The sequence below is a fragment of the Myxococcus sp. MxC21-1 genome, assembly GCF_032612255.1.
Classification (GTDB): domain Bacteria; phylum Myxococcota; class Myxococcia; order Myxococcales; family Myxococcaceae; genus Myxococcus; species Myxococcus virescens.
On the sequence record NZ_CP123278.1, the window covers coordinates 3,887,909 to 3,910,626 of the forward strand.

Below are 22,718 nucleotides of genomic sequence, written 5' to 3' on the forward strand. Positions count from 1 at the left end.
CGGCACTTCGACATTGAGAGGACACACCACCATGGATCGCAGGCAGTTCATTCAGCTCGGCGCACTCGCTGGGGGCACGCTGGTCGCAAGCCAGGCCCTCGCGCAAGGACAGTCCCACGCCGTGCCTTCCGTTCCCGTCAGCGCACGCGCCAGGACGCGGAGCATCGTCGCTCCGGGCGGGCAGGTGGCCGTCACCACGCCCAACGGCTCCACGCTGCCCTGGAGGAAGGTGGGGGGCGTGAAGGTGGGCCATCTGGTGGCCATGCCTGTGAAGCACACCTTCGCCCCTGGGCTGGAGGTGGAAGCGTGGGGCTACAACGGCTCGACGCCAGGGCCCACCATCGAGGCGGTGGAGGGAGACCGCCTTCGCATCTACGTCACCAACCGGCTGCCCGAGCCGACCACCGTGCACTGGCACGGGCTCATCATTCCCAATGGCATGGATGGCGTGTCCGGGCTGAACCAGCGCCCCATCGCCCCCGGAGAAACCTTCGCCTACGAGTTCACGCTGAACCAGCCGGGCACGTACATGTATCACCCGCACTATGACGAGATGACCCAGATGGCGCTGGGGATGATGGGCATGTTCATCGTCCATCCGAAGCGTCCGCGCGGCCCGAGAGTGGTCCGTGACTTCGCGCTGATGACGCACGAGTGGAAGGTGCTTCCAGGCATGCGCCGGCCGGACCCCAACGCGATGAGCGACTTCAATGTCCTCACGTTCAACTCCAAGGCCTTCCCGGCCACCGAGCCGCTCGTCATCGGACGCGGGGAGCGGGTGCGCATCCGCCTGGGGAATCTGTCCGCCATGGACCACCACCCCATTCACCTGCACGGCCTGTCCTTCGAAATGACGGGAACGGATGGGGGCTTCGTCCCCGAGTCCGCCCGCTACCCGGAAACTTCGATCCTGGTGCCGGTGGGGAGCACCCGGGTCATCGAGTTCGTCGCGGACGAACCGGGTGACTGGGCCATGCACTGCCACATGACCCACCACGTGATGAACCAGATGGGACACGCGGCTCCGGTGACGCTGGGCGCTGACGCACGGGCCATCGACCGGCGGGTGCAGGCGCTGGTGCCGGGGTACATGACGATGGGGCAGGATGGCATGGGCGGAATGGAAGAGATGGGCATGCCAATGCCGGCCAACAGCATTCCCATGAAGGGCGGCAAGGGGCCCTTCGGCCCCATCGACATGGGCGGCATGTTCACGCTCCTCAAGGTGCGCGAGAACCCGGACACCGAGGATGGGAGCGGCTGGTACGTGCACCCGAAGGGCACGGTGGCGGAAAAGGCCGACCCGGTGCGCATGGACGCGGACGGCATCAATCCGGACGTGCGCTTTGGTTGATGGCGAAGGGGGCGGAGGACGGCTTGCACCAGGTCCTCCGTCCCTGTACCTGAACGGCATGAGTGACATGAATGAGGGAGCGGGCACGGAGACCGATGGCGTGGTGCGGCCCCTGTCCGCCGACGTCATTTCCAGCCTGGTGGAGAACCACCGGGAGTTCTTGCGCTTCCTCGAGCGTCGGGTTGGGAGCCGCGCGGTGGCGGAGGACATCCTTCAGGATGCGTTCGTCCGCGGCATGGGCAAGGCGAAGACGCTCCGCGAAGATGAGTCGCTGATGGCGTGGTTCTACAGCGTGCTGCGCAACGCGGTCATCGACCATTACCGGCGTCGCGGCACGACGGAGCGCGCGCTGGCTTCGCTGGCCAGCGAGCTCGAGGAGGGCCATGCCCCGGAAGCGGAACTGGCGCAGGCTGTTTGCCAGTGCGTGGGGCGGCTGGCCGGCACCCTCAAGCCCGAGTATGCCGAGGCGCTGCGGCGTGTGGAGGTGGAGGGCGTCAGCGTCCCGGCTTTCGCCCTGGAGGCGGGCATCACGTCCAACAACGCGGCGGTGCGACTGCACCGTGCTCGCAAGGCGCTCAAGAAACAGTTGGAGGTTTCGTGCGGTACGTGCGCCTCGCACGGCTGTCTGGACTGCACGTGCGCGACGCCGAGCGCCGAGAAGAAGGCCGGGGGCTGCGGGAGCGCGAAGGCATGACCTGACCGCGGCTTCAACGCGACATGCCCGGCTGTTCCAATCGATGGGCGCAGCCAGGCCGCGCGGAGCCCGAGTCCTTCTGGGTTTCACGCGCATGTTGGCTGTCATTGCCGCGACGGCGGCTCACACGAGGGAATTGGTGGTGCGGACGGGCAAGGGGGCCCGTCCGCACACGGGGGCAGCTCATGCGGTAGGGGCGGACTCGTACCCGGCGTCGCGGAGCGCCTCGATGAGGCTGTTGACGTTCGCGGTCGCGCCGTCGTGTTTCACGAGGACCTGGCCGTGCTCGAACCGCACGTTGACGTCCTGCACGCCTTCGACTTTCCGCAGCGCGGCGTTGACGTGGCTGACGCAGGACCGGCAGGACATTCCCTCGACCTTCAGGAGGGTCTCATCATTCGGGTTCATCGGGTGGCTCCATCATCGAGCGGCGTTCATCGCCGGCTCGAAGAGGGAGACGCAGGCCGTCGCGGGGACTTACAGTCGCGCGGTGGAGCCTCGCAGCTCCAATGCAACCTCGGCGCAGACTGGACGGAGCCTTTTCAGAATGATCCTACGCAACGTCGCAGATGAGGACCTTCCCATCTTCTTCGAACACCAGCGTGACCCAGAAGCGCTGCGAATGGCGGCATTTCCATCGCGGGAGCGCGATGCGTTCATGACCCACTGGCGCACAAAGGTTCTCCGCCCTGAAAACGTCACCCGCACCATCGTCATGGGCCGCGAGGTCGTTGGGAACATCGGCAGTTGGGAACAGGATGCCATGCGCCTCGTCGGCTATTGGATTGGTCGCGAGCATTGGGGCAAAGGCATCGCGACTCGGGCCCTCTCTGAGTTTCTCATGCTCGAGCCCGCCCGGCCGCTTCATGCGTGGGTCGCTCTCCACAACCTCGCGTCGATCCGCGTCCTCGAGAAGTGTGGCTTCAACACGATGAGCAACGAGAACCCGCATCACCTGGATGGCGTTGCCGAAGTCCTCATGCGGCTTGGTTCGACGTAGTGATTGTGGCTCGCGCTACGACGACGCCCGGTCCAAATTCCGGCGCTTCTTCGTGCCCGCCAACACCGACTGATCGCCATCGCCGGAATACACATCCAGACGAGGCGACCTCAGTTCTTGAACAGCGTGCTCTGTGTTCTCGGCCCAAACTGCGTATTCCTGACAGTTTCAATGTCTTGAAGAGGCAGAGCGCCACCGATGGCTTTCGGCATGCGGATGCAGGTGGTACGGCACCCCCATCGAGGGCCCCATGTGCCGAAACCGATGGCTGCTGGCGAGCATCGTTTCCTTCGTTGCCTGTGTCTCCGAGCCGAAGAGGCTGCCCGCCTCCATGGACCCGTCGAATCCTGATGCGCCCGAGGCCCCGCCTGCGCCCCAGTTGACCGCATTCGCGGCCTCCACTCCGGAAGTGCCTGCGCCTGACATGTCGCAAGGACAGATGGGGCACTCCCATCACGGTGCATCCTCGGATGGAGGCGTTGTCGGCTACACGTGCCCAATGCACCCTGAAGTGCAGTCCAGCCAGCCAGGAAGGTGCCCGAAGTGCGGCATGAAGCTGGTTCCGGAGAAGCCTGGAGGCACGGAGGAAGGGGACGCAGGGGCGCCCGGCGCTGCACCGGCCGACCATGACCACGCCCCGGGGCACGGAGGGCATCCGTGAGGCTGTCCTGGCTCGTGGGTGCGGCACTGCTAGCAGGAGGGTGCGCGTCCATCCAGAAGGAGCGAGGCCACGCGGAGGTTGCGGCGCTCGTCGAGGAGCGGCTGGGCCGCAAGACGCGTTGGAACCAGGGCACTCCGGAGGACGCCGAGGTCGCGCGCCATCTCGACGCGCTCCTGAAGGAGGACCTCACCTCGGACCATTCGGTGGAGGTGGCCCTGCTCAACAATCCGGCGCTCCAGGCCACCTACGAGGACCTGGGAGTCTCGCAGGCCGACATGGTTCAGGCCGGCCTGCTCTCCAACCCGACTTTGGACGGGAGCATCGGCTTTCCCATCTCCGGGCGTGGCGTGTCAGAGCACGAGGTCTCGCTGGTGCAGGACTTCGTGGATCTCTTCACGCTGCCGCTGCGCAAGCGCGTCGCCCGGGAGCAGTTCATGGCGGACACGCTACGGGTGGCGCACGAGGCGCTGGCCACCGCGGCCAAGGTGCGCAAGGCCTTCAGCGAAGTGCAGGCCCTCCAACAGCTCATGGAGCTGCGCCGCATGGCGCTCCAGGCGGCCGTGGCGGCGGCGGACCTCTCCGCCCAGCTGCGCACAGCGGGCAACATCACCGAGCTGGAGCTTGCGAGTGAGCAGGCTGCCGCCGAGGGAGTCCGGCTCGAACTGGCGGAGGGTGAGCTCGCCTTGGTCGAGGCACGGGAGAACCTCAACCGCCTCATGGGGCTGTGGGGGCCCCGTACGCAATGGACGCTCTCCGAGAAGCTCCCGCCGCTGCCTGACCAGGAGGTCTCACTGGCGCACCTGGAGTCGCTCGCCATCCGTCAACGGCTGGACATCGCCGCCGCCCGAAAGCAGGTCATGCTGCTCTGGAATGCGCTGGAGCTCGCGCGGAGTGCTCGCTTCTTCGGGCGCGTGGAAGTGGGCGTTCACGAGCACCAGGACGCGGACGGCCCCAGGCTCTTTGGCCCGACCCTGTCTCTGGAGTTGCCCATCTTCGACCAGCGCCAGGCCCTCATCTCCCGGCTGGAAGCGCAGCACCGCCAGGGGGAGCGGCGGCTGATGGAGCTGTCCGTCAACACCCGCTCGGAAGTGCGCGCCGCCCGCGCCCGGCTGCTGGCGCTTCGTCTGGTGGCCGACCGCTACCGGCGAGTGGTGTTGCCCCTTCGTGAGAAGGTCGTCGAGCAGTCGCAACTCCAATACAACGCCATGCAGATAGGCCTCTTTCAACTGCTCTCCGCCAAGCGCGACCAGGTGGAGGCGTATCAGGGCTACATCGAGGCCGTCCGCGACTACTGGATGGCTCGGGCAGACCTCGAGCAACTCGTGGGAGGCCGGCTGCGGGAGGGCAGTGCGGCACCCACGTCATCGCCCTCGCAGCCTTCCCAACACGTACCACCTGGGCCGCCCGGCCCACCCGCGCAGCCAGCACAACCCGGGACGCCCTCCGGGAACGGTCAGGACGTCACCCATGGCACGGAGAGCCCCCATGAGCACCCGCACGACTGACGCCGAGGGCGCACCGGGCCGTGAGGATGACGCCCCTGGACCTCTGGAGCGCAGGGGGGACCCTGGAAACGCTCCGGCGATTGAAGCCGAGGGAACGCTGACGCGGCGGAGCATGCTGGTCACGGCGGGAGCCACGCTCACGGGAGGCACGCTGCTGCTGAGTGGCTCGGCGGCGCGCGCCCAGTCATCCGTCCCAGGCGCACGCGGGCCTCGCGAGGGTTCCGCGGCGGACGCCAGCCAGCGGTATGCGCGGCAGGACTGGCTGCGCCCCGGAATGCCCGGCCGGGACTACCGGCCCGTGGTGGTGCCCAATGGCTCCAAGCTGTCGTGGAAGGTCGTGAACAACGTGAAGGTCTTCCACCTGGTGGCTGAGGAGGTGGAGCATGAGTTTGCCCCGGGACTGAAAGCCTCCTGCTGGGGCTACAACGGCCGAGTCCACGGGCCCACCATCGAAGCGGTGGAGGGTGACCGGGTGCGCATCTACGTCACGAACCGGCTACCCGCGGCCACCACCGTCCACTGGCACGGACTCCTGCTTCCCAGCGGTATGGATGGCGTGGGCGGCCTCAGCCAGAAGTCCATCGCTCCGGGCGAGACGTTCCGGTACGAGTTCACCCTGCGCCAGGCGAGTACGAACATGTACCACTCGCACCATGACGAGATGACGCAGATTGGCCTCGGGATGACGGGCATGTTCATCATCCACCCGCGCCGACCCGTGGGGCCCCGCGTCGACCGGGACTTCGTCATCCTCCTGCATGAATGGCGCATCGATGCCGGCACGGGGCGGCCCAACCCGAATGAGATGACGGACTTCAACGTGCTCACCATGAACGCGAAGGCGTTCCCGGGCACGGAGCCGCTCGTGGTGCGCCAGGGCGAGCGGGTGCGCATCCGGCTGGGCAACCTGAGCCCGCAGAACCACCACCCCATCCACCTGCACGGCTTCCACTTCCGTATCACCGAGACGGATGGTGGGCGCGTCCCCGAGTCCGCGCAGCAGCCGGAGGGGACGGTGCTCGTCCCCGTGGGCAGCACACGCGTCATCGAGTTCGTGGCGGACGTGCCCGGGGACTGGGCCATGCACTGTCACATGACCCACCACATGATGAATCAGATGGGCCATGAGTTCCCCAACATGATTGGCGTGAAGCCGGGGGGCCTGGACGCGAGGGTCCGCACGCTGCTGCCGGGCTACATGACGATGGGCCAGACGGGGATGGCGGAGATGGGCGAGATGGGGATGCCCGTCCCGCCCAACTCCATTCCCATGCTGGGGGCCCAGGGCAAGCACGACTACATCACGGCGGGAGGCATGTTCACCGTGCTCAAGGTTCGCGAACGGTTGGAGAGCTACGCGGACCCAGGCTGGTACGACAACCCGCCCGGCACGCTGGCGGTGGCGGCCACCTCGGACGAGCTGCGCCGGGACGGTATCGACGTGAACGCCCCGGCCCTGGTCGATCCCGGCGCACCGGCCTGACTCGAGCCCAACGCTGGAGACCTCCAGTGAGCCCGGGTATCGCTAGAGCATCGCCTCGAGGGCCGACTGAAGTTCAGAGTCGCCATAGAGCTGGTCTGAGTAGCCGTAGAAGCTCTCGCGCACGAAGAGGGTCTGGTCTTTGATTTCAATACTCTTCGTGCCCGGGTCGTCGGGACTCTTGGCGACATTCAGGAAAACAATCCTGTTGAACTTGGCTTTGACGGCCTCACGGCCCATGTCATCCTTGCAGATTTCCTTCATCACATTGACGACGAGGCCCGGGCCATATGACTCGTAGTAGCTGTCGTAGCAGTCAAGGATCGTCTTGTCCTCGGGGAAGCTCGCAACATCAATCTCAAACGGCAATTCGAATCCAATCGCCGCGTTGAGCTCCGACTGAAATCGAGCGGAGTGAGAGTCTTTGATGGCGGCGATACGCCGACGCTCGGCGAGTCCCATGGTGTCGTCCTTATTGTAGAAATGCCTGATTGTTACTCCGAGTATTCTCGGGGGGATTTTGTGCGTCAACCTGTTTCTTGCCGCCCCCATGTTGAGACAGCACGCGTGGCCTACTCGAGATTCGAGCGCACGAATCGCACCCGCTCCGGGAGCGATGCCAGGGGAAGGGGGAGCAACTCGTAGTTGAGGCTCGTGTAGATCTCGACCATCGAACGATAGGTCGCCTCCGCTTCGTCGGGGGCCTGTTTGCGCTCGGCGTCTTGCGCGAAGATTTCGGGCCAATGCGGCGCGATGAAGACACGTCGATTGTAGCGAAACAGCTCCGCGGCCTTCCAGAGATGTGGCGGCACTGGAAGGCCACATACCCGAAGGTATCCGATGATGTCGGGAACGCCGCGATCCAGGATGACAGGACGGCGTAGTTCGCAGGCCTCCTTGTGGGTTCGCATCTCCCATCCAAGCATCAGCTCGGCGAAGGCCGTCCGATCAGCCCAAGGGAGGGCATGGCCGCCGATTGCGACCTGATGCTGAATGATGGCACGGCCCGCTTCGGGCATGTGCGCGAGTCCCTCCACCGCCAGCGCCTCGATAAGACTGCTCTTACCGGAGCCGGGGCCGCCTGTGATGACATGAAGATGAACGGTCATGGTCTCCTTCGAATTGGCGGCTATTTACCGCACCGGATTGTCGAGACACCAGGTCGGTCGCAATCAAGCCGAGTGCTTCGACAGGTGCGCTTCACCGCGGGGAGGAAGTCGCCGATGGGGCGGCTCCTCCCCGGCGCAGTTTCTCTGTAGGGCCCGTCAGCGTGCCGCCGCGGCGCGACTCACGCTCTGGGGGGGCATTCGCGAGAGGGAGCCCAGCCACCGCTTGAACATCTTCTGGAGTGCGGACCGGGAGCCTTCGGAAACCAGCGATTGGACACCAAAGAGGATTTGATAGGCCTCCAGGTGCTGGTACCCGACTTCAGCCCAGAATTGGTCTTCGGTCGTGATGGGATTGGAGCCGTGGAAGGTGCCGGGCACCTTGATGTTGGGGAGTTGCGTGTAGGGGCCGGGAAGGGCGCCGCCAGCTTCCGAGGCCAGGACGGCGAGGTTGACCAGTTTCGTGATGTCCGCGGGGACCTGTCCACCATCCCAGTTCGCGGGATAGAGGGTGGGAATCTCCTTGAGGCTGTCGACGACCCACGCGTGTGGCACGGCGTCGAGGCTGTTCCAGATGTTCTGGTTCCAGTCGTATTGGGGCTGGGGCAGGTTCAGGCTGACCGGCGGGAACACCTGCTCGAAGAACTCGGAGAACCCCTGGTTGCCAGGGGTGGGACCGGCGGCCGGGAGCACGTAGACGTGGTCCCAGTCCCCGGTGCTGAGTGGCCCGCCTGATGGATTGAACAGGGCCAGTGCGAGCGTCGGCGCCAGCGCGCCGCCCAGACTGTGGCCACTGAAGATGAGCGTCTTCGAACCCGTCGCGCTCACCGAGCGTAGAAATTCCACCAAGGTTTGCTGGGTCGTCAGCGTGTCGGTCATGCCCAGCAGCGCGTTGACGCCCAGCGCGGTCCCAGTCGAGAGAACGGGCCAGGGGTTGATTCCCGAAGGCACTCCGTAGGACGGCAGCTTCTTCCGGAGGTTCGCTTCAACGCCGGTGGAGGAGGCCCACCAGCGAATGCCGTGAGCACGGTGAAGCGGCCGGTCTCCTGGCCTGCCCCCTTTGGCGAGGCGCGGAGTGCGTGCAGTGTTCCGTGAAGCGCTTCTCGCGGAGTCCCAGACGGCCATGCCCATGCCCCAGGTTCCCAGTCCCATGCGCCGACGTTCGGGCGCCATCCTCGCCCTCGCCGCCGTCGTGCTGCTCAGCGGAGCCGCGCCGGAGAGCGCCCAGGAGCAGGTGCTGGGTTCAGCGGGAAGCGACCCGCGCATCGAGGCCGTGGCGATGCCGTGCAAGAAGGGCCAGCGCGCGCTGCGCGTTCGCCGCGGAGGAGCGAAGCGCCCGGCGACACTGTCCGAGCCGTATGATGCACTCACGTGCGATGTGGCGAAGGCCTCGGCGCCTGGATGGAGCTGGACCGGTGGCGATGAGTCGACCTCCTGGGCCCTCCATCTGCGGGCCGTGGACCTCCAGGGAGGGCCGACGGCGCTACTCATCACCCATGCGGCCGGCTACGAACATGTGCACCGCCAGCATGCCCTGTTCCTCGCAGACGCGAAGGGCGTGACCCGAGCCTGGGAGGGGACCGAGGGGCAGGGCCCCACCTCCTCCAGCGTGGAGGTCCAGGGCGGCAGGCTCCTCTTCTCACGCACACTCGACATCGGCGTGGGCGATTCGGCGGACAGCTGGGCCCTCTCCGAGCTGCGCTGGGACGTGGGACGGAAGAAGGTGGTGGAGCGGCCTGCCGAAGCCTGGGCCGTCATCCTCCGTACGGAGGACTCGGCGCCGGCGGCCCGCGCGGCCGAGGCGCAGCTGGAAGCGGACTGCAAGGGCTCGACGCTGCTCATGGTGGACACCAACGACTTCGTGCGGCTCACCCGGGACAAGTGGGTGGTGGCCAGCTTCCTGCCATCAAGGCAGGGCGCCGAGGCTGCGCTCAGCCGGCTGCGGCCCTGCGCACCGGATGCGTACCTCAAGCGCGTCCAGTGAGTGCCGCCGCACGCGGTGGAGGCTCTGCAATCGGAGTGGACTGACCGGGGCTCGAGCTCGTTCGGGAATCGCGAACTGCGGCTTGGCATGGCGTGCGTATAGACGCATCACCATCCCTGGTCGGATTCGACTAGAATCCCGCCCCTTATGGAGCGGACCGGCGCAGCGGCAGTCATCATCGGCAACGAGGTCTTGACGGCGAAGGTCCATGACCTGAACGGGCCGCACCTCATCAAGCGCCTGCGCGAGGTGGGCATCCCGCTGCATTCGGTGGAGACGGTCCTCGACGACGTGGACGCCATCGTGGACGCAGTGGCCCGGGCCCGGCGCAAGGCGCGGTACGTCTTCACCAGCGGCGGCATCGGCCCCACCCATGACGACGTCACCGTGCGCGCGGTGGCCCTGGCCATGGGACGGAACGTGGTTCGGCTGCAGGAGATGCTGGACCTCATCATGTCCCGTGCCACCGAGGAGCGGCCGGTGACGGCGGAGGGACTGCGGCTCGCCGATGCCCCGGAGGGCGCCGTGCTGCTTCCCCAGGCCGACATGTGGTTCCCCGTGCTCACGGTGGATGACGTCTTCCTGCTGCCCGGTGTGCCGCAGTTGTTCCGGATGCAGTTGGAGACGGTGCTCGCGCGGCTGAGCGGGTCGCCCGTGGCCGTGAGCTGCCTCTACCTCCGGCTGGGTGAAAGCGACATCGCCGCCGTGCTGGACCGGGTGGCGCTCGACATGCCGCACGTGGCCATCGGCTCCTACCCGGAGTTCGACACGGACAAGGACTACCGGGTGAAGGTGACGGTGGAGTCCGCCCAGCGCGGGCCCGTGGATGACGCCCTGACGCGCATCCTCACGGGCCTGCCGGAAGGCGCGGTGGTGCGGCGGGAGTAGGGCTCCCGCCGCGTTCCGAAAGTGCCTACAGCCCCAGTCCCAGCCGCTGGCGCAGGCGGAAGAAGTCGTCCGTGAAGGTCCACGCCAGAATCGTGCGCAGGCGCTCACCTTCGCGCACGGCCTGGATCATGGGCTCGGGCGTATCCAGCCGGGCACCCGCGAAGTTCGGGTCCTCGCGCAGCACCATGCCCAGGCCCACCGCCACATCGCCGCACATCAGCAGGCCCGCGCGGTCCGCCGAGTAGTCGAGGGCCTCCAGCCAGGGCGCCAGGTCCACCTTCTGTGCGTCGCCCAGCGACATCGCCGGAATCTCCAGCGCCTTGAGCGCCTTGCGCGGGAAGGCCCGCTTGAGCTGCTTCACCGACTCGTCGTTGCGCCGGCCCAGCGCGCTGAACTGCGGCGCGTGCAGGCGGACGGCGCTGCCGAAGAGGTCCGCCGTCTCGCCCTGGGACAGCTTCTCCAGCACCGCGGTCTTGTTGAGCAGCCCCAGCGCCGCGCGGCCCAGGAGGAACTTCTGCTCGCGCGCGTTGAAGCGCCGCACCACGTCCTGGCCAATGCACACCGACATGGGCTCCGTGGTCTCCAGCACCGTCAGCCCGCGCCGCGCCTGGTAGGCCTCGAAGGTCTCCACGCCGAACACCTGCGCCACGGCGCGAATGGCCTTGTACACGGCCGAGTCCGGCTTGAGCCGGTCCGCCTTCGGATTGACGCCCACGATTTCGAAGTTGGGCGGGTACACCTTCTCCAGGTGCTCGCCCATCGCGCGCAGCACCTCGAGCAGCGGGCCCCGGGCCCCCGGGTGCATCAGCACCGAGTCCACATCCGTCTGCGTCAGCGCCTCGCGCGCCTCCTGCGCCAGCCGCGTGCGGGCCTCCATGTAGAAGGCCAGCTCCACCTCGTTGGCGGAGCGCAGGAAGTGCAGCGCCGCCGCCGCGCAGAATGCCTTGTCGAGCTGCTTCAGGCCCTCCCAGAGCTTGAACAGCGCGTGCAGGCTGTCCACCCGCGTCGGGTCCTGCCGGAGAATCTGCCGGTGCTCCTCGATGGCCATCGGCACCGATGACGAGTCCCGCGCGTACAGCTCCGCGAGCACCGCGCGGGCCTGGAGGTTCGTGCCATCACCATCCACCACCTGCCGGTACAGCGCGGTGGCGCGAGCAGGCTCGGACAGCGGACCCGCGTACAGGTCCGCGGCCCGCATCCGCAGCGTCGCGGCGCGCTTGGGCTCCACGGCCAGCTGGCCCGCGGCCTGGGCCTCCAGCAACTGCGCCAGCTCCGGCAGGTTCCGAGCGCGCTCGTAGAGGACCACCAGCCGGTCCACCAGGGCGGGGTTGCCCGGAGACAGCTCCAGCGCGCGGCGGTAGAGCGGGGTGGCCGCGCCCGCGTCGCCCAGCCCTTCGTCATACGTGCGCGCCAGCTCCAGCGTGAAGCGGGCCCGCGGCTCCGGCGGCAGCTCCTGCTGGAGCAGCTTGTGCAAGCAGTCCACCGCGCCCGCCCAGTTGCGCGCCTGCGTGTGAAGCCCGGCCAGGCGCTCCAGCGCCTCCAGGTGACGGGGCAGGGTGGCCAGCACCGTCTGGTAGTGCGCCGCGGCCCGGCTCGGGTCATTGAGGTGCGACGCGTACAGGTTCCCCAGCGTCATGTGGAACTGCGCCAGGACGCGCGGGTCGCCGCCGAGCTGCACGCGCTGGCTCAGCATGGCCGCGGCCTCGGGGTACTGCTGCGCCTCCAGCAAGAGCGCACCACGCAGCTCCAGCGCCTCCGGGTGCCCCGGCTGCGCGGACAGGGCCTTCTCCAGCAGGGCCAGCGCCCGCGCGCGGTCATTCAGCGCGGTGTGGTGCAGCCGCGCCGCGCTGACGAACGCCGTGGCCGCCGCCAGTCCGTCCCGTTGCGCCAGCTTCGCTTCGGCGCGCCGCTCCTGCAGGGCCGCCAGGTCCGCGGAGCCACCGCGCTGCGCCAGCAGTTCCTCCAAGCCCGCCTGAGCGCCCGCGTGCAGCGGATCCTTCTCCAGCGCCTGCCGGTACAGCGCCGTGGCGCCGTCCGCGTCATTCAGCCGGCCCACGGCCAGCTTCGCCGCGCCGATGAGCGCCTCGATGGCGCCACGCGGATCGCGCGACACCCGGGCCTCGGCCTCCAGGGCGGCGCGGGCTCCCGCGAAGTCGCCCCGCTTCAAGGCCACGCGGCGAGCTCCTGCATCGCGGGCAGGCACTGCGGCTGGAGCTCCAGGGCCTGCCGGTACAGCGCCGCCGCCCTCTCCAAGTCGTTGAAGCGCGTGTCCGCCAGCTCGGCGGTGCGCAGCAGCATCTCCAGGGCCTCGTCGGCGTCCTGCGCGGATGCCAGCCGCATGGTGTACAGGCGCGCCAGCCCCGCGGCGTCACCCGCCTGCCGCAAGCCGCGCTCCAGCACGAAGGCCAGCCGCGCATCGCCCGGATCGGCCTCGAACGCGCGCTTGTAGGCCTCCAGCGTGCCCTCGGCGGGGCTCTTGTCCAGGTCCACCGCGGCGGACAGCCGCAGCGCCATGGCCAGCCGCGGGTCGTTCACCCGGTCGGCGATGCGCTGGCGCAGCTCGGCGCGGCGCGGCCGGTCCGAGGCGCGGATGCGCTCCAGCAGCGTGAGGGCGGTGAGGTTGCCGGCGTCCAGCGTCAGCACGGCCTCGCAGCACTGGGCCGCGCGGGAGGGCTCCTGGAAGCGGTCCAGGTACAGCCGCGCCAGCTTCAGGTACGCCGTCACCTTTGCCGCGGGCGTGCTGCCCACCTGCGTCTCGCGGTCCAGGATGCCGACCAGCTCCTTCACGTTGTCCTGCGCCGGTACAGCCGCTCCAGCGCGCGAAGCGTGGCGGCATGGGCCGGCGTCAGGCGCAGCACTTCTTGATACGTGTCGATGGCCAGCTCGGGCCGAAGCAGCTGCTCCTCCCAGATGGCCGCCGCCTGGTAGAGGGCGTTGGCGCGCTCCAGCGGGTCGGTGCGGTTGGCGGCTTCGGCGCGCAGCACCTCCACCAGGCTCTCCCACGCGGCCTGCGCGCGGTAGATGCGGGCCAGCGCGCGCAGCGCCGGGAAGTAGCTGGGCGCCAGCATCAGCGCCTCGTTGTACGAGGCGATGGCCTCGTTGTCCTGGTTCAGCCGCTGCTCGTACAGCTCGCCAATCTTGTAGATGAGCGCGGCGGCCTGCTCGGTGGAGGCGGAGCTCTCCGACTCCGCCCGGTACATGTCCACCAGCTTCTCCCACCGGCCATCCTGCGCGTACAGCCGGCCCAGCGCCTTGAGCGCGGGGAGGTAGGACGGGGACAGCGCCAGCACGCGCTCATACGCGGAGATGGCGCCCGCGCGGTCCTTGAGGTTCTCGTCGAGAATCTCCGCGTTGCGGTGCAGCAGCGACAGCACCTGCTTGGTGTCACCCGCGAGCGACGCCTCCAGGTCGTGCGTCTCCAGCAGCTCGCGGAAGCGGCTGGCCCGCTCGTAGAGCCGCGCGAGGTTGCGGATGGTGGGCAGGTGGTCCGACGCAAGATCGAGGATGCGCTTCATGCACTCGATGGCGTGGTCCAGGTCGCCCAGGCGGTCCTCGTACACCACCGCCATCTTGTTCAACGTGGTGATGAGCTGATCCCGGTCGCTCGTCTGGAGCAGGTCCTGCTCATACATCGCCACCAGCTCCGCGAAGCGGCCCTGGCGCTCGTAGAGGCGCGTGAGGGCCTTCTGCGCGGGGAGGTAGCCCGGCTGCAACTGGAGGCAGGCGTTGTAGCGGGAGATGGCGTCCTCCTGCCGTCCCAGCCGCTCCTCCAGGATTTCGGCTGCCTTGTACATGCGCGCGGCCTTCTGCTTCGCATCCTCGGCGGCGGCGACCTCCGCGTCGAAGACGGCGACCAGCCGCTCCCAGTCCTGCATGCGGTAGTACAGCTTGCCCAGGCCCGCCAGCGCGGCCGCGTGGCCGGGAATGCGGGCGACAATGGCCTGATACCGCGCCGCCGCGTCCGACTCGCGCTTGAGGACCTCCTCGTACAGCGCCGCCAGCCGGAGGTTGGTGGCCACCAGCTCGCTCTCGTCGTTGAGCGAGCCCACGCGCGCCAGCAGCACGTCCGACAGCTCCTCGAAGCGGCCTTGCGTCTCGTAGATGCCGGCTAGCTCGCTCAGCACCAGCGGCTCGTTGGGGGACACCTGCCGCGCGGCGAGCAAAGCGGCCAGCGCGTCGTCCTTGCGGTCGTTGCGCTCGTAGACCTTGGCAATCTGCAGGTACGCGGGCGCCGCCTGCGCGCCCAGGGCGGCCGCCTCCGCACCCAGCGCGGCGAGCAGCTCATCCACGCGGCCCTCGCGCTCGGCCAGCCGCTTCATTGCCGCCAGGAGCTGGAGGTCCGACCGGTCCAGCGCGAAGGCCTCGCGGAACAGGGCCGCGGCGCCTTCCTTCTGCTTCAGCCGCTCCTCCAGCAGCAGGCCCGCGGCGGTGAGGTAGTGCGCGCGCAGCGAAGGTTGCTGCACGGTGGCGGCGATCAGCCGGTACACCTCCACCAGCGCAAGTGCGTCATTTCGCGCGGCGTAGACGGACTCGAGCTGGGTGAGGACGACGACGTCCGTGGGCCGGCGCTCCAGGCACTGCTTCAGGCACGCGGCGGACTCCTCGTCCCGCGACAGGCGCTCCTGGAGGATGATGCCCTTCTCGAAGAGCAGCGCGGCCTGATGGCGCGCGTCGTCGGTGGCCGCCAGCTCCGCGTCCATCAACTGGAGCACCATCTGCCAGTTGCCCACGTCCGCGAAGAGCCGGCGGGCGGCGCGGATGTTGACGAGGTAGCGCGGCGCCAGCTTGTACGCATTCTGGAACGCCACCGCGGCGTTGCGCGGATTCTTGAGCGGCTCCTCCCAGAGCAGGCCCACCTCGTGGAAGAGCAGCGCCGCCGTGTGGGGCTCCGCAGTGCTGAGGGCCTTGGCCTCGCGCTCCAGGGATGCGATGCGCTCGCGCGCTTCATCCTCGGCGCGGGTGTTGGCGGCAGCCGAGGGGGCGGTGGTCGCGGCCTGGGCCTGCGTCTCCGTGACCGGAGCGTTCGGGCTCGCGGGCGCGCCAGACACAGGCAGGGGGGCCACGGGAACAGTGGTCCTCGGGACGTCGTTGCGCTCGCTCATGGAAAGCCGGCTCCGAATGGCCAATGCGGGGGAGGAGGGACTGGCCGTCGCCGGTCGTAACATGCGCTTGGGCGGTCCCTCAACTTCCCGTCTTTCCTGGCGATTTGGGTGCCAGCCACCCCAGGGGACGGACAGGCAAACCCTGCTTTGGAGCAACGCGGCGCCTACTTCCGCCGAGCGCGCCACTCCTCGCGGCTCTGCCCCCAGCGGTCGACACGGATCGTGTCGAGCGGCGGTGGCAGGTGTGCCTGTCCCAGCACGCGCGACCCCAGCCGGAGCGCGACCTGCTGGGACGGGGTGTTCTCCGGCGCGATGCAGTGGATGACGTCGGTCCAGCCGAGGTGGTCGAAGGCCCAGTCCATGGTCGCCGCCGTCGCCTCCGTGGCGTAGCCCCGGCCCCAGTACTCGCGGAGCAGGCCCCAGCCAATCTCCGTTCCTGGCCAGCCCTCCGGCTGCCACGGGCCTGCTCGACCCACCCACGCGCCCGTGGACTTCTCCAGCACGGAAAACATCGCGAAGCCCTGGAGCGACCACGAGCCCGCCAACACACACAGGTTGCGCCACGCCATCGAGCGCGGCTGGACCCCTCCGATGAAACGCGCCGACTCCGGGTCGGCCGACAGCGCCGCGAAGCCATCCAGGTCCTCGGCCCGGGGAGGCCGGAGGATGAGACGCTGTGTTTCAATCACGGGGCCATTGCTTGCCAGGAGAGACATTTCAGACGCCTTTGTGTTTGGCATTGAATTCGAACCGCCAGCCGGCCGCGAATGAATCCGACTGGCGGGAACGACCGCGTCATGCGGCTCCTCTGACGTCTACCAGATGCGGACGCGCTGCTCGGGAGTCAGGAACAGCGTCTGCCCGGGCTTGACATCGAACGCGCCATACCAGGCATCGAGGTTGCGCACGGTGGCGGTGCGGTACGGGCCCGGCGCGTGGCCGTCCGTCATGATGATGCGGCGCAGGTACGGCTCGCGGTACTTGGCGCGCCACACCTGACCGAAGCCGAGGAAGAAGCGCTGGTCACCGGTGTAACCGTCGATGACAGGCGCGGGCTTGCCGCCCAGGGAGAGCTGGTAGGCGTCATAGGCCACCGCCACCCCCGCCATGTCCGCGATGTTCTCACCCAGCGTCAGCTCGCCATTCACAGACAGGTCCGGCAGCGGACGGTATTCGTTGTACTGGGCCGCCAGGGCCTTCCCCGCAGCCTGGAACTTCGCTTCGTCCTCCTTCGTCCACCAGTTCTCCAGCTTGCCGCGCGCGTCGAACTTGGCGCCCACGTCATCGAAGCTGTGGACGATTTCGTGACCGATGACCGCGCCGATGCCGCCGTAGTTGACGGCCGGGTCCGCGTTCGCGTCGAAGAAGGGCGGCTGCAGGATGGCGGCCGGGAAGATGATGGAGTTCTGCTGCGGTGAGTTCAGCGCGTTCACCAGCTGCGGGACCATGTACCACTCCTTCCGGTCCACGGGCTGGCCCAGCTTGGCGACGTTGCGCTGGTACTCGAAGCGGACGGCGCGCTCGGCGTTGCCGTAGGCGTCACCGGCCACGATGTCGAGCCCCGAGTAGTCACGCCACTTCTCCGGGTGACCGATGCTTGCCTGGAGCGTGCCCACCTTCTCCTTGGCGCGGGTCCGCGTCTCGGGCGACATCCACGTCAGCGCGTCGATGCGCTTCTCGAACGCGGTGATGATGTTGCGGACCATGGCCTCCGCTTCCGCCTTCACCTCCGGCGGGAAGTACTTCTCGACGTAGAGCTTGCCCACCGCCTCGCCCATGGAGAGGTTGGTGGCGTCCACGCCACGCTTCCAGCGCTCCTTCTGGGCGGGTGTTCCGCTCAGCGTCTTGCCGTTGAAGGCGAAGCTCTCGTCGACGAAGGCCTTGGGCAGGTACGGGGCCGCGCGGGCCACCGCGTGGAAGGCCAGGTAGTCCTTCCACGCCTGCAGGGGCTCGCTCTGGGCGAGCTTCGAGAGGGCCGTCAGCGCGCTCGGCTGCCAGACGATGACCTGCTCCTGCGTGCCCAGGCCCGCGGCGTCGAAGAACTCCTTCCAGGCGAGGCCGGGCGCGCGCTTCACGAACTCCGCGCGCGGCCAGGGGTTGTTCGCCTTGGAGATGTCCCGCGTGTCGACCTGCGACACGTGCGCCTGGGCCATCTTCCGCTCCAGGGCGAAGACGCGGCCCGCGCGGGTCTCCACGTCATCGAAGCCGGCCAGCTTCAGCATGGCCGCGATGTGCGCCTGGTAGCTCTTGCGCAGCTCCGTGAAGCGCGGGTTGTCGACCAGGTAGTAGTCCCGGTCGGGCAGCCACAGGCCGCCTTGCAGCAGGTAGGGGGCGTAACGCGACGGCTCGTTCAGGTCCTCGGCCACCCAGAGGCCGAAGAGCCGGTCCGTGGTGACGTCGCCCATGTTGAGCGCGTCCACGTCCGCGCGGAGGGTGGCGCCCAGCACCGTGGCCAGTTGCTTGCGCTGCCCGATGGCGGCGATGCGCTCCAGCTCCGGCTTGAGCGGCGCCACGCCCTTGGCCTCGATGGCCGCCTCATCCATGAAGCTGGCGAAGAGGTCGCCCACCTTCCGGGCTTCGCTGCCCTCGGGGGCCTGGCGCTGCGCCTCGATGAGCTCGCGGTTGCGCTGGTCCGCCTGCTCCGCCAGCGTGGTGAACATGTTGTAGCTGGAGCGGTCCGGCGGAATCTCCGTCCGCTTCACCCAGGTGCCGTTGGCGAAGCCGTAGAAGTCGTTGCCCGGCACGATGTCGCGGTCCATGCCGGGGGTGTCGAAGCCGAAGGTCCCATACGTGGGCTTCGGCTTGGACGCGGGCGCCTCGGCGGGTGCCGTGGCGACAGGCGCGGGCGGTTCTGCTTTCTCCGCGGAGGTGGAAGACGCGCAGGAGGTGAGCAGCGCAGTGGTGCACGCGGAGACCAGCACATGCCTGGCGCCGGGGAAACGTCGATGGGGATGTGTCAAGGATTGCTCCTGAAACAGGGGGCTGCGAGCCGAAGACCGGGGATATAGACGGTCTGGCGTGCGAAGGCGCGGACCGAACAACGGATTCGGCGGTTTCATCCCGAGCGGGCGGACCTTTCGCCCGGACCGGCTCCGCCACAGTCGCCGAACGGCCGGGCCGTACCCGAGGCGCGTGTGACGGACGCCTAGGTTTGCAGGGAGCCGGGGCCGCGATGTGTCCGCGCCCCGACATCCAGGAGGCTCCCATGCGGCTGTTGTTCCGAATCACCCCCGTGCTGCTGGGGCTGGCGCTGGCGGCCTGCTCGGGCATCCGCGTCAACACCAACTATGACCCCACGGCCGTCGAGCGCATCGAAGACTTCCGCCGGTACGCCTGGCTGCCGCAGCCCCAGGGCAAGGACGCCCGCGTCTACAACGACATCATCGACGTGCGCGTGCGCATGGCGGTGGACCAGGAGCTGAAGGCTCGTGGCTACCAGAGGGTGGACATGAGCGAGGACCCGGACTTTCTCGTGGGGTGGCAGGGCGCCATCGACACCAAGGTGTCTGTCGACACGGTGGACTCCTTCTATGGCTACCCCTGGGGCCCATACTGGAGCCCCTGGAGTTCCTTCTACGGACCCTACGGCTATCCGTACGGCATGGGGGGCCCGCGCACCTATGTCCGCGAATACGACGTGGGCACGCTCATCCTCGACGGCGTGGATGCCCGGGAGCAGCGGCTGGTCTGGCGCGGCACGGCCCAGGCGGAGCTCCACCGCAACCTGTCGCCCGATGCACTCCAGAAGAAGATCAACGACGCCGTGCACAAGCTGCTGTCGCGCTTCCCGCCGCGCCCGGAAGCGTCCTGAGCCGGCCAGGCAGCCACGCCCACGCGTTTTCGGTTGCGAGCCCCCATGTCGGCCGTCAGTATTAGACCAGTGGTCCAACCATCGGTCCAAGCTGGGTGTTCGATGAACGAGGCGACAGGCTCGAAGCACGCCGAGCAGTGGGCGGCGCATTGGTACGCGGTGGCGCGGTCACCGGCGCTCGGGACGGGACGGCCCTTGGGAGTCCAGCGCCTGGGGCGGCGGCTCGTGCTCTGGCGGGACGCCGCGGGCGAGGCCCACTGCGCGGATGCGGCCTGCCCCCACCGGGGCGCGGACCTCGGGCTCGGACGCGTGCGGCAGGGGGCGCTCGAATGCCCCTACCACGGCTTCCGTTACGACGGTGGCGGCGCCTGTCTGGCCATGCCCTGTGAGGGGCGTGATGCGAAGCCCTCGCGCGGCCTCGCGCTGCGCATGCATCCGGTGCGAGAGGCGCATGGGTTCATCTGGGCGTGGCTGGGGGGCAGGGCGCCCGCGTCCCTTCCTCCGCTGCCCTGGCTCGCGGACGCGCCGGAGCCTGATTCGAGCAGCGCCGCGGTGGAGGAGGTCTGGAACGCACGCTTCACCCGGGTCATGGAGGGGATGATGGACCTCCATCACTTTCCCTTCGCGCACCGGCGTTACGTCCCGCCGGGCTACACGCGGTTGGACCCCTATGAGGTCCACGTGGACGCAGGGGCCATTCGCACCGTCGGCTGGCTGCGCAAGGAGACACGTCCGCCTGGGACGGGGTTTCGTTTCGCCATCGACGTGGGCTACCCGGGCGTCATTCACCTGCGCTTCACGCCCCGGCTGGTCGCCGCCGTCGTCTGCACGCCCGTGGATGCCGAGCACACGTGGATCGCGGCGCGCTTCCGCCAGCAATACGTCCGGCTGCCGGGGCTCCGGTGGCTCGCTGCCCGGCTGGCGATTGCGTTCGAGTTCCGCTTCATCCAGCCGGACGACTACCGGATGGTCCGCTCCAGCCTGCCTCGCTCCGGTGCGCTGACCCACGGCACGCTCATCCGGGCGGACCGCGCCATCGTCGCGTGGCATCAGCTGCATCGCGCGGCGCTCGGCGACACGCCTGGCGCATCCTGATAGAAGCGCTGCGTCCAATGCCCCGTCCCCGCGCCAGCAGGCTCGACCCCGAGCGCAGACAGACACTCCTCGCCGTGGCCGCAGAGGAGTTCGCGGAGCACGGCTTCGATGGGGCCTCCTACAACCGCATCCTGGAGCGCGCGGGCTTCTCGAAGGGGGTCGCGTACTACTACTTCGAGGGCAAGGACGACCTTTATGCCGCCGTGCTGGCCCTCACGTTGGACACGCTCGCGCAGCGATTCGGGGCCTGGCAGCGGCCCGCGGACGCGGACGGCTTCTGGCGCACCCTGCGCGAGCGTTACTTCGCGCTGACGACGCACATCGTGAACGACGAGCGCTCGGCCCGGCTTCTCCGGAGCATGTCGCAGGCGCGCACCCATCCGAAGCTCCAGGAGGCGTGGCTGCGCTTCGAAGGGCCGCTGGTGGCGTGGTTCCAGCGCGTCCTGGCGGACGGGCGCGCGCTGGGCGCGGTGCGTGGCGATGTGCCGGAGTCCCTGCTGCTGACGTCCCTCATGGGCATCGGACAGGCCACGGATGGGTGGCTGCTCGAACAGTGGGCGCACAGCGGAGTGCCGGCGCTCCAACGCGGGGCGGAGCAGGTGTTCTCCTCTTCGAGGACCTGCTGGTCCCCAGGCCCGTGGGCCCGCCTCCCGCGAAGCGGCGCTGAGGCGGACCCTGGCGGGCAGGGCGTCTTGATAGGCGCAGGCCCGGTTCACGCAGGACCCCCTGGACGCCGCGGCAGGGCCGGACGCGAAACCTGTTCCCCTGGCGGGCGGGGCCGTCAATCATCTGGCTCATGCCCCCGCCATCATGGACTTCTCCCGTGCCCCGGAACGCGCAGCGACGGGTACGGGCGCTCGTCTTCGTCACGGTGTTCCTGGACCTGGTGGGCTTCGGCCTCATCATCCCGTTGCTGCCGTTCTACGTGGAGTCCATGGGCGGGACGGCCACGACGGCGGGTGTGCTGCTGGCGTTGTTCTCCCTCGCGCAGCTCGTCGCCTCGCCGGTGCTGGGGCGGCTGTCGGACCGGGTGGGGCGCCGCCCCGTCATCCTGCTGAGCCTGCTGGGCAACGCGATCTCCATGGCCCTGTTCGCGTACTCCACCCACGTCCAATGGCTGCCGTGGTTGTTCGCGTCGCGGCTGCTCGCGGGCGCCACCGCGGGCAACCTGGCGGCGTGTCAGGCAGCGGTGGCGGACGTCACGGACGAGCGAGGGCGGGCCGCGGGCATGGGGCTCGTCGGCGCGGGCATTGGCCTGGGCATGGTGCTGGGGCCCGTCATCGGCAGCCTCCTCCATGTGCACGGCGCCTGGGCGCCACCGCTGGCGGGCGCGGTGATGGCGGCGGCGGCGATGCTCGGCGTGCTCTTCTTCTTTCCGGAGACACACCGCCCGCAGGTGGAGCGGCACGCGGAGCCAGGCCGTCCCCGGGTTCGGCTGTCCGACGTCCTGGCCCGGCCCGGGCTGGGCGCGGTGCTGGCGTTGACGTTCCTGGTGTTCATCGGGATGACGAACCTCCAGGTGTCGCTGGGGCTGCTGGCCCAGGCGCGCTTCGGCTGGGGCGAACAGGAGATCGGGCGGCTCTTCGCGTTGATGGGCCTGGTCACCTTCGTGCTTCAGGCCTTCGTCATCGGCTGGCTGACGCGCCGGGTCCGGGACACGACATTGGTGCTGGTGGGCGCCGCGTGCATGGGGGCCGGGCTCACGTGCATCGCCGCCGCAGGCCACGGTGCCATGTTGGTGCTGGCCATGGTGCTGGTGGGCTCGGGAACGGGCTTGTTGCAGCCACTGATGGCCAGCCTGGCCTCCGGGTTCGCGGGGAGCGAGCTGCGCGGCGGGGTGCTGGGCGTGGTGCAGTCGGCGGGCGGGCTCGCGCGCGTGGTGGGGCCGGTGTGGAGCGGCTTCCTCTACTCACGGCTGGGGCCTGGTGCGCCCTTCACCAGTGGGGCGGTGGCGGCGGGCGTCGCGCTGTTGGTGGGGGCTTCGCTCCTGCGGCGGCGCGTTCCGGACGCGCCGCCGCAGTCGAGCTTGAAGGCCTGA

Annotated in this window: 17 protein-coding genes and 2 pseudogenes; 12 read left to right on the forward strand and 7 right to left on the reverse strand. The window is 68.7% G+C overall.

The window, feature by feature from the left end; translation table 11 throughout:
• Positions 1 to 121 precede the first annotated feature (121 nt).
• The gene (locus QEG98_RS18045; protein ID WP_410478036.1) at positions 122 to 1,354 is read left to right on the forward strand and encodes a multicopper oxidase family protein; all 1,233 of its coding nucleotides are present in this window, start codon (positions 122 to 124) and stop codon (positions 1,352 to 1,354) included.
• 58 nt (positions 1,355 to 1,412) lie between these two features.
• On the forward strand, positions 1,413 to 2,048 hold the full coding sequence (locus QEG98_RS18050) for an RNA polymerase sigma factor (protein WP_316567510.1): 636 nt from the start codon (positions 1,413 to 1,415) through the stop codon (positions 2,046 to 2,048).
• A gap of 183 nt (positions 2,049 to 2,231) precedes the next feature.
• Here the strand turns inward: QEG98_RS18050 and QEG98_RS18055 are convergent, their stop codons facing one another.
• Positions 2,232 to 2,456, reverse strand: a complete 225-nt coding sequence (locus tag QEG98_RS18055) for a heavy-metal-associated domain-containing protein (protein ID WP_316567511.1) — start codon at positions 2,454 to 2,456, stop codon at positions 2,232 to 2,234.
• A 139-nt stretch (positions 2,457 to 2,595) separates the two neighbouring features.
• On the opposite strand from QEG98_RS18055, the gene QEG98_RS18060 reads away from it, so the two are divergent.
• From QEG98_RS18060 to QEG98_RS18075, 4 genes are all read left to right on the forward strand, one after another.
• Positions 2,596 to 3,048, forward strand: coding sequence for a GNAT family N-acetyltransferase (locus QEG98_RS18060; protein WP_316567512.1), 453 nt, complete (start codon positions 2,596 to 2,598; stop codon positions 3,046 to 3,048).
• Positions 3,049 to 3,547: 499 nt separating this feature from the next.
• Positions 3,548 to 3,709, forward strand: a complete 162-nt coding sequence (locus QEG98_RS18065) for a heavy metal-binding domain-containing protein (protein WP_316567513.1) — start codon at positions 3,548 to 3,550, stop codon at positions 3,707 to 3,709.
• A complete protein-coding gene (locus tag QEG98_RS18070) occupies positions 3,706 to 5,214 on the forward strand; it encodes a TolC family protein (protein WP_316567514.1) in 1,509 nt (502 codons plus the stop codon). Before QEG98_RS18065 ends, QEG98_RS18070 begins: the two co-directional genes overlap by 4 nt.
• The gene (locus tag QEG98_RS18075) at positions 5,195 to 6,697 is read left to right on the forward strand and encodes a multicopper oxidase family protein (RefSeq protein ID WP_410478037.1); all 1,503 of its coding nucleotides are present in this window, start codon (positions 5,195 to 5,197) and stop codon (positions 6,695 to 6,697) included. Before QEG98_RS18070 ends, QEG98_RS18075 begins: the two co-directional genes overlap by 20 nt.
• Before the next feature lie 42 nt (positions 6,698 to 6,739).
• Here the strand turns inward: QEG98_RS18075 and QEG98_RS18080 are convergent, their stop codons facing one another.
• The 3 genes from QEG98_RS18080 to QEG98_RS18090 all read right to left on the reverse strand — a co-directional run bounded on the left by QEG98_RS18080 (position 6,740) and on the right by QEG98_RS18090 (position 8,751).
• Entirely contained in the window at positions 6,740 to 7,156 is a 417-nt protein-coding gene (locus tag QEG98_RS18080) for a hypothetical protein (protein ID WP_090491366.1), read from the reverse strand.
• Positions 7,157 to 7,266: 110 nt separating this feature from the next.
• Positions 7,267 to 7,803: an AAA family ATPase gene (locus tag QEG98_RS18085; protein WP_316567515.1), complete on the reverse strand. Its 537-nt coding sequence runs from the start codon at positions 7,801 to 7,803 to the stop codon at positions 7,267 to 7,269.
• A 156-nt stretch (positions 7,804 to 7,959) separates the two neighbouring features.
• The gene (locus QEG98_RS18090) at positions 7,960 to 8,751 is read right to left on the reverse strand and encodes a lipase family protein (RefSeq protein WP_316567516.1); all 792 of its coding nucleotides are present in this window, start codon (positions 8,749 to 8,751) and stop codon (positions 7,960 to 7,962) included.
• Between the two features lie 199 nt (positions 8,752 to 8,950).
• On the opposite strand from QEG98_RS18090, the gene QEG98_RS18095 reads away from it, so the two are divergent.
• Together QEG98_RS18095 and QEG98_RS18100 are read left to right on the forward strand one after the other, a co-directional pair.
• Positions 8,951 to 9,784 (forward strand): hypothetical protein, encoded by an 834-nt coding sequence (locus tag QEG98_RS18095; RefSeq protein ID WP_316567517.1) that lies wholly within the window; start codon positions 8,951 to 8,953, stop codon positions 9,782 to 9,784.
• A gap of 147 nt (positions 9,785 to 9,931) precedes the next feature.
• Positions 9,932 to 10,672 (forward strand): competence/damage-inducible protein A, encoded by a 741-nt coding sequence (locus QEG98_RS18100; RefSeq protein WP_316567518.1) that lies wholly within the window; start codon positions 9,932 to 9,934, stop codon positions 10,670 to 10,672.
• 25 nt (positions 10,673 to 10,697) lie between these two features.
• On the opposite strand, the pseudogene QEG98_RS18105 reads toward QEG98_RS18100, so the two are convergent.
• The 3 genes and pseudogenes from QEG98_RS18105 to QEG98_RS18115 all read right to left on the reverse strand — a co-directional run bounded on the left by QEG98_RS18105 (position 10,698) and on the right by QEG98_RS18115 (position 18,734).
• Positions 10,698 to 15,774 (reverse strand): annotated as a pseudogene (locus QEG98_RS18105) (Adventurous gliding motility protein K).
• Positions 15,775 to 15,938: 164 nt separating this feature from the next.
• The gene (locus QEG98_RS18110) at positions 15,939 to 16,514 is read right to left on the reverse strand and encodes a GNAT family N-acetyltransferase (RefSeq protein ID WP_316567519.1); all 576 of its coding nucleotides are present in this window, start codon (positions 16,512 to 16,514) and stop codon (positions 15,939 to 15,941) included.
• A gap of 75 nt (positions 16,515 to 16,589) precedes the next feature.
• Entirely contained in the window at positions 16,590 to 18,734 is a 2,145-nt protein-coding gene (locus QEG98_RS18115) for a M13 family metallopeptidase (protein WP_316567520.1), read from the reverse strand.
• A gap of 245 nt (positions 18,735 to 18,979) precedes the next feature.
• Here QEG98_RS18115 and QEG98_RS18120 point away from each other — a divergent pair, with 245 nt between their 5' ends.
• The 4 genes and pseudogenes from QEG98_RS18120 (at position 18,980) to QEG98_RS18135 (ending at position 22,718) form a co-directional block, all read left to right on the forward strand.
• The gene (locus QEG98_RS18120; protein ID WP_090491373.1) at positions 18,980 to 19,585 is read left to right on the forward strand and encodes a DUF4136 domain-containing protein; all 606 of its coding nucleotides are present in this window, start codon (positions 18,980 to 18,982) and stop codon (positions 19,583 to 19,585) included.
• 102 nt (positions 19,586 to 19,687) lie between these two features.
• Positions 19,688 to 20,680, forward strand: coding sequence for an aromatic ring-hydroxylating dioxygenase subunit alpha (locus tag QEG98_RS18125; RefSeq protein ID WP_316567521.1), 993 nt, complete (start codon positions 19,688 to 19,690; stop codon positions 20,678 to 20,680).
• Positions 20,681 to 20,697: 17 nt separating this feature from the next.
• Positions 20,698 to 20,826: pseudogene (locus tag QEG98_RS18130) on the forward strand (TetR family transcriptional regulator); the annotation flags it as partial.
• A gap of 677 nt (positions 20,827 to 21,503) precedes the next feature.
• A complete protein-coding gene (locus tag QEG98_RS18135) occupies positions 21,504 to 22,718 on the forward strand; it encodes an MFS transporter (RefSeq protein ID WP_316567522.1) in 1,215 nt (404 codons plus the stop codon).

Bases quoted from the DNA above. Each gene is read 5' to 3' on its own strand.
- QEG98_RS18110 (WP_316567519.1), bottom strand. From the start codon at position 16,514: ATGCCAAACACAAAGGCGTCTGAAATGTCTCTCCTGGCAAGCAATGGC.
- QEG98_RS18100 (WP_316567518.1), top strand. From the start codon at position 9,932: ATGGAGCGGACCGGCGCAGCGGCAGTCATCATCGGCAACGAGGTCTTG.
- QEG98_RS18125 (WP_316567521.1), top strand. From the start codon at position 19,688: ATGAACGAGGCGACAGGCTCGAAGCACGCCGAGCAGTGGGCGGCGCAT.
- QEG98_RS18065 (WP_316567513.1), top strand. From the start codon at position 3,548: ATGCACCCTGAAGTGCAGTCCAGCCAGCCAGGAAGGTGCCCGAAGTGC.
- QEG98_RS18095 (WP_316567517.1), top strand. From the start codon at position 8,951: ATGCGCCGACGTTCGGGCGCCATCCTCGCCCTCGCCGCCGTCGTGCTG.
- QEG98_RS18055 (WP_316567511.1), bottom strand. From the start codon at position 2,456: ATGAACCCGAATGATGAGACCCTCCTGAAGGTCGAGGGAATGTCCTGC.
- QEG98_RS18050 (WP_316567510.1), top strand. From the start codon at position 1,413: ATGAGTGACATGAATGAGGGAGCGGGCACGGAGACCGATGGCGTGGTG.
- QEG98_RS18120 (WP_090491373.1), top strand. From the start codon at position 18,980: ATGCGGCTGTTGTTCCGAATCACCCCCGTGCTGCTGGGGCTGGCGCTG.
- QEG98_RS18060 (WP_316567512.1), top strand. From the start codon at position 2,596: ATGATCCTACGCAACGTCGCAGATGAGGACCTTCCCATCTTCTTCGAA.
- QEG98_RS18085 (WP_316567515.1), bottom strand. From the start codon at position 7,803: ATGACCGTTCATCTTCATGTCATCACAGGCGGCCCCGGCTCCGGTAAG.
- QEG98_RS18080 (WP_090491366.1), bottom strand. From the start codon at position 7,156: ATGGGACTCGCCGAGCGTCGGCGTATCGCCGCCATCAAAGACTCTCAC.
- QEG98_RS18075 (WP_410478037.1), top strand. From the start codon at position 5,195: ATGAGCACCCGCACGACTGACGCCGAGGGCGCACCGGGCCGTGAGGAT.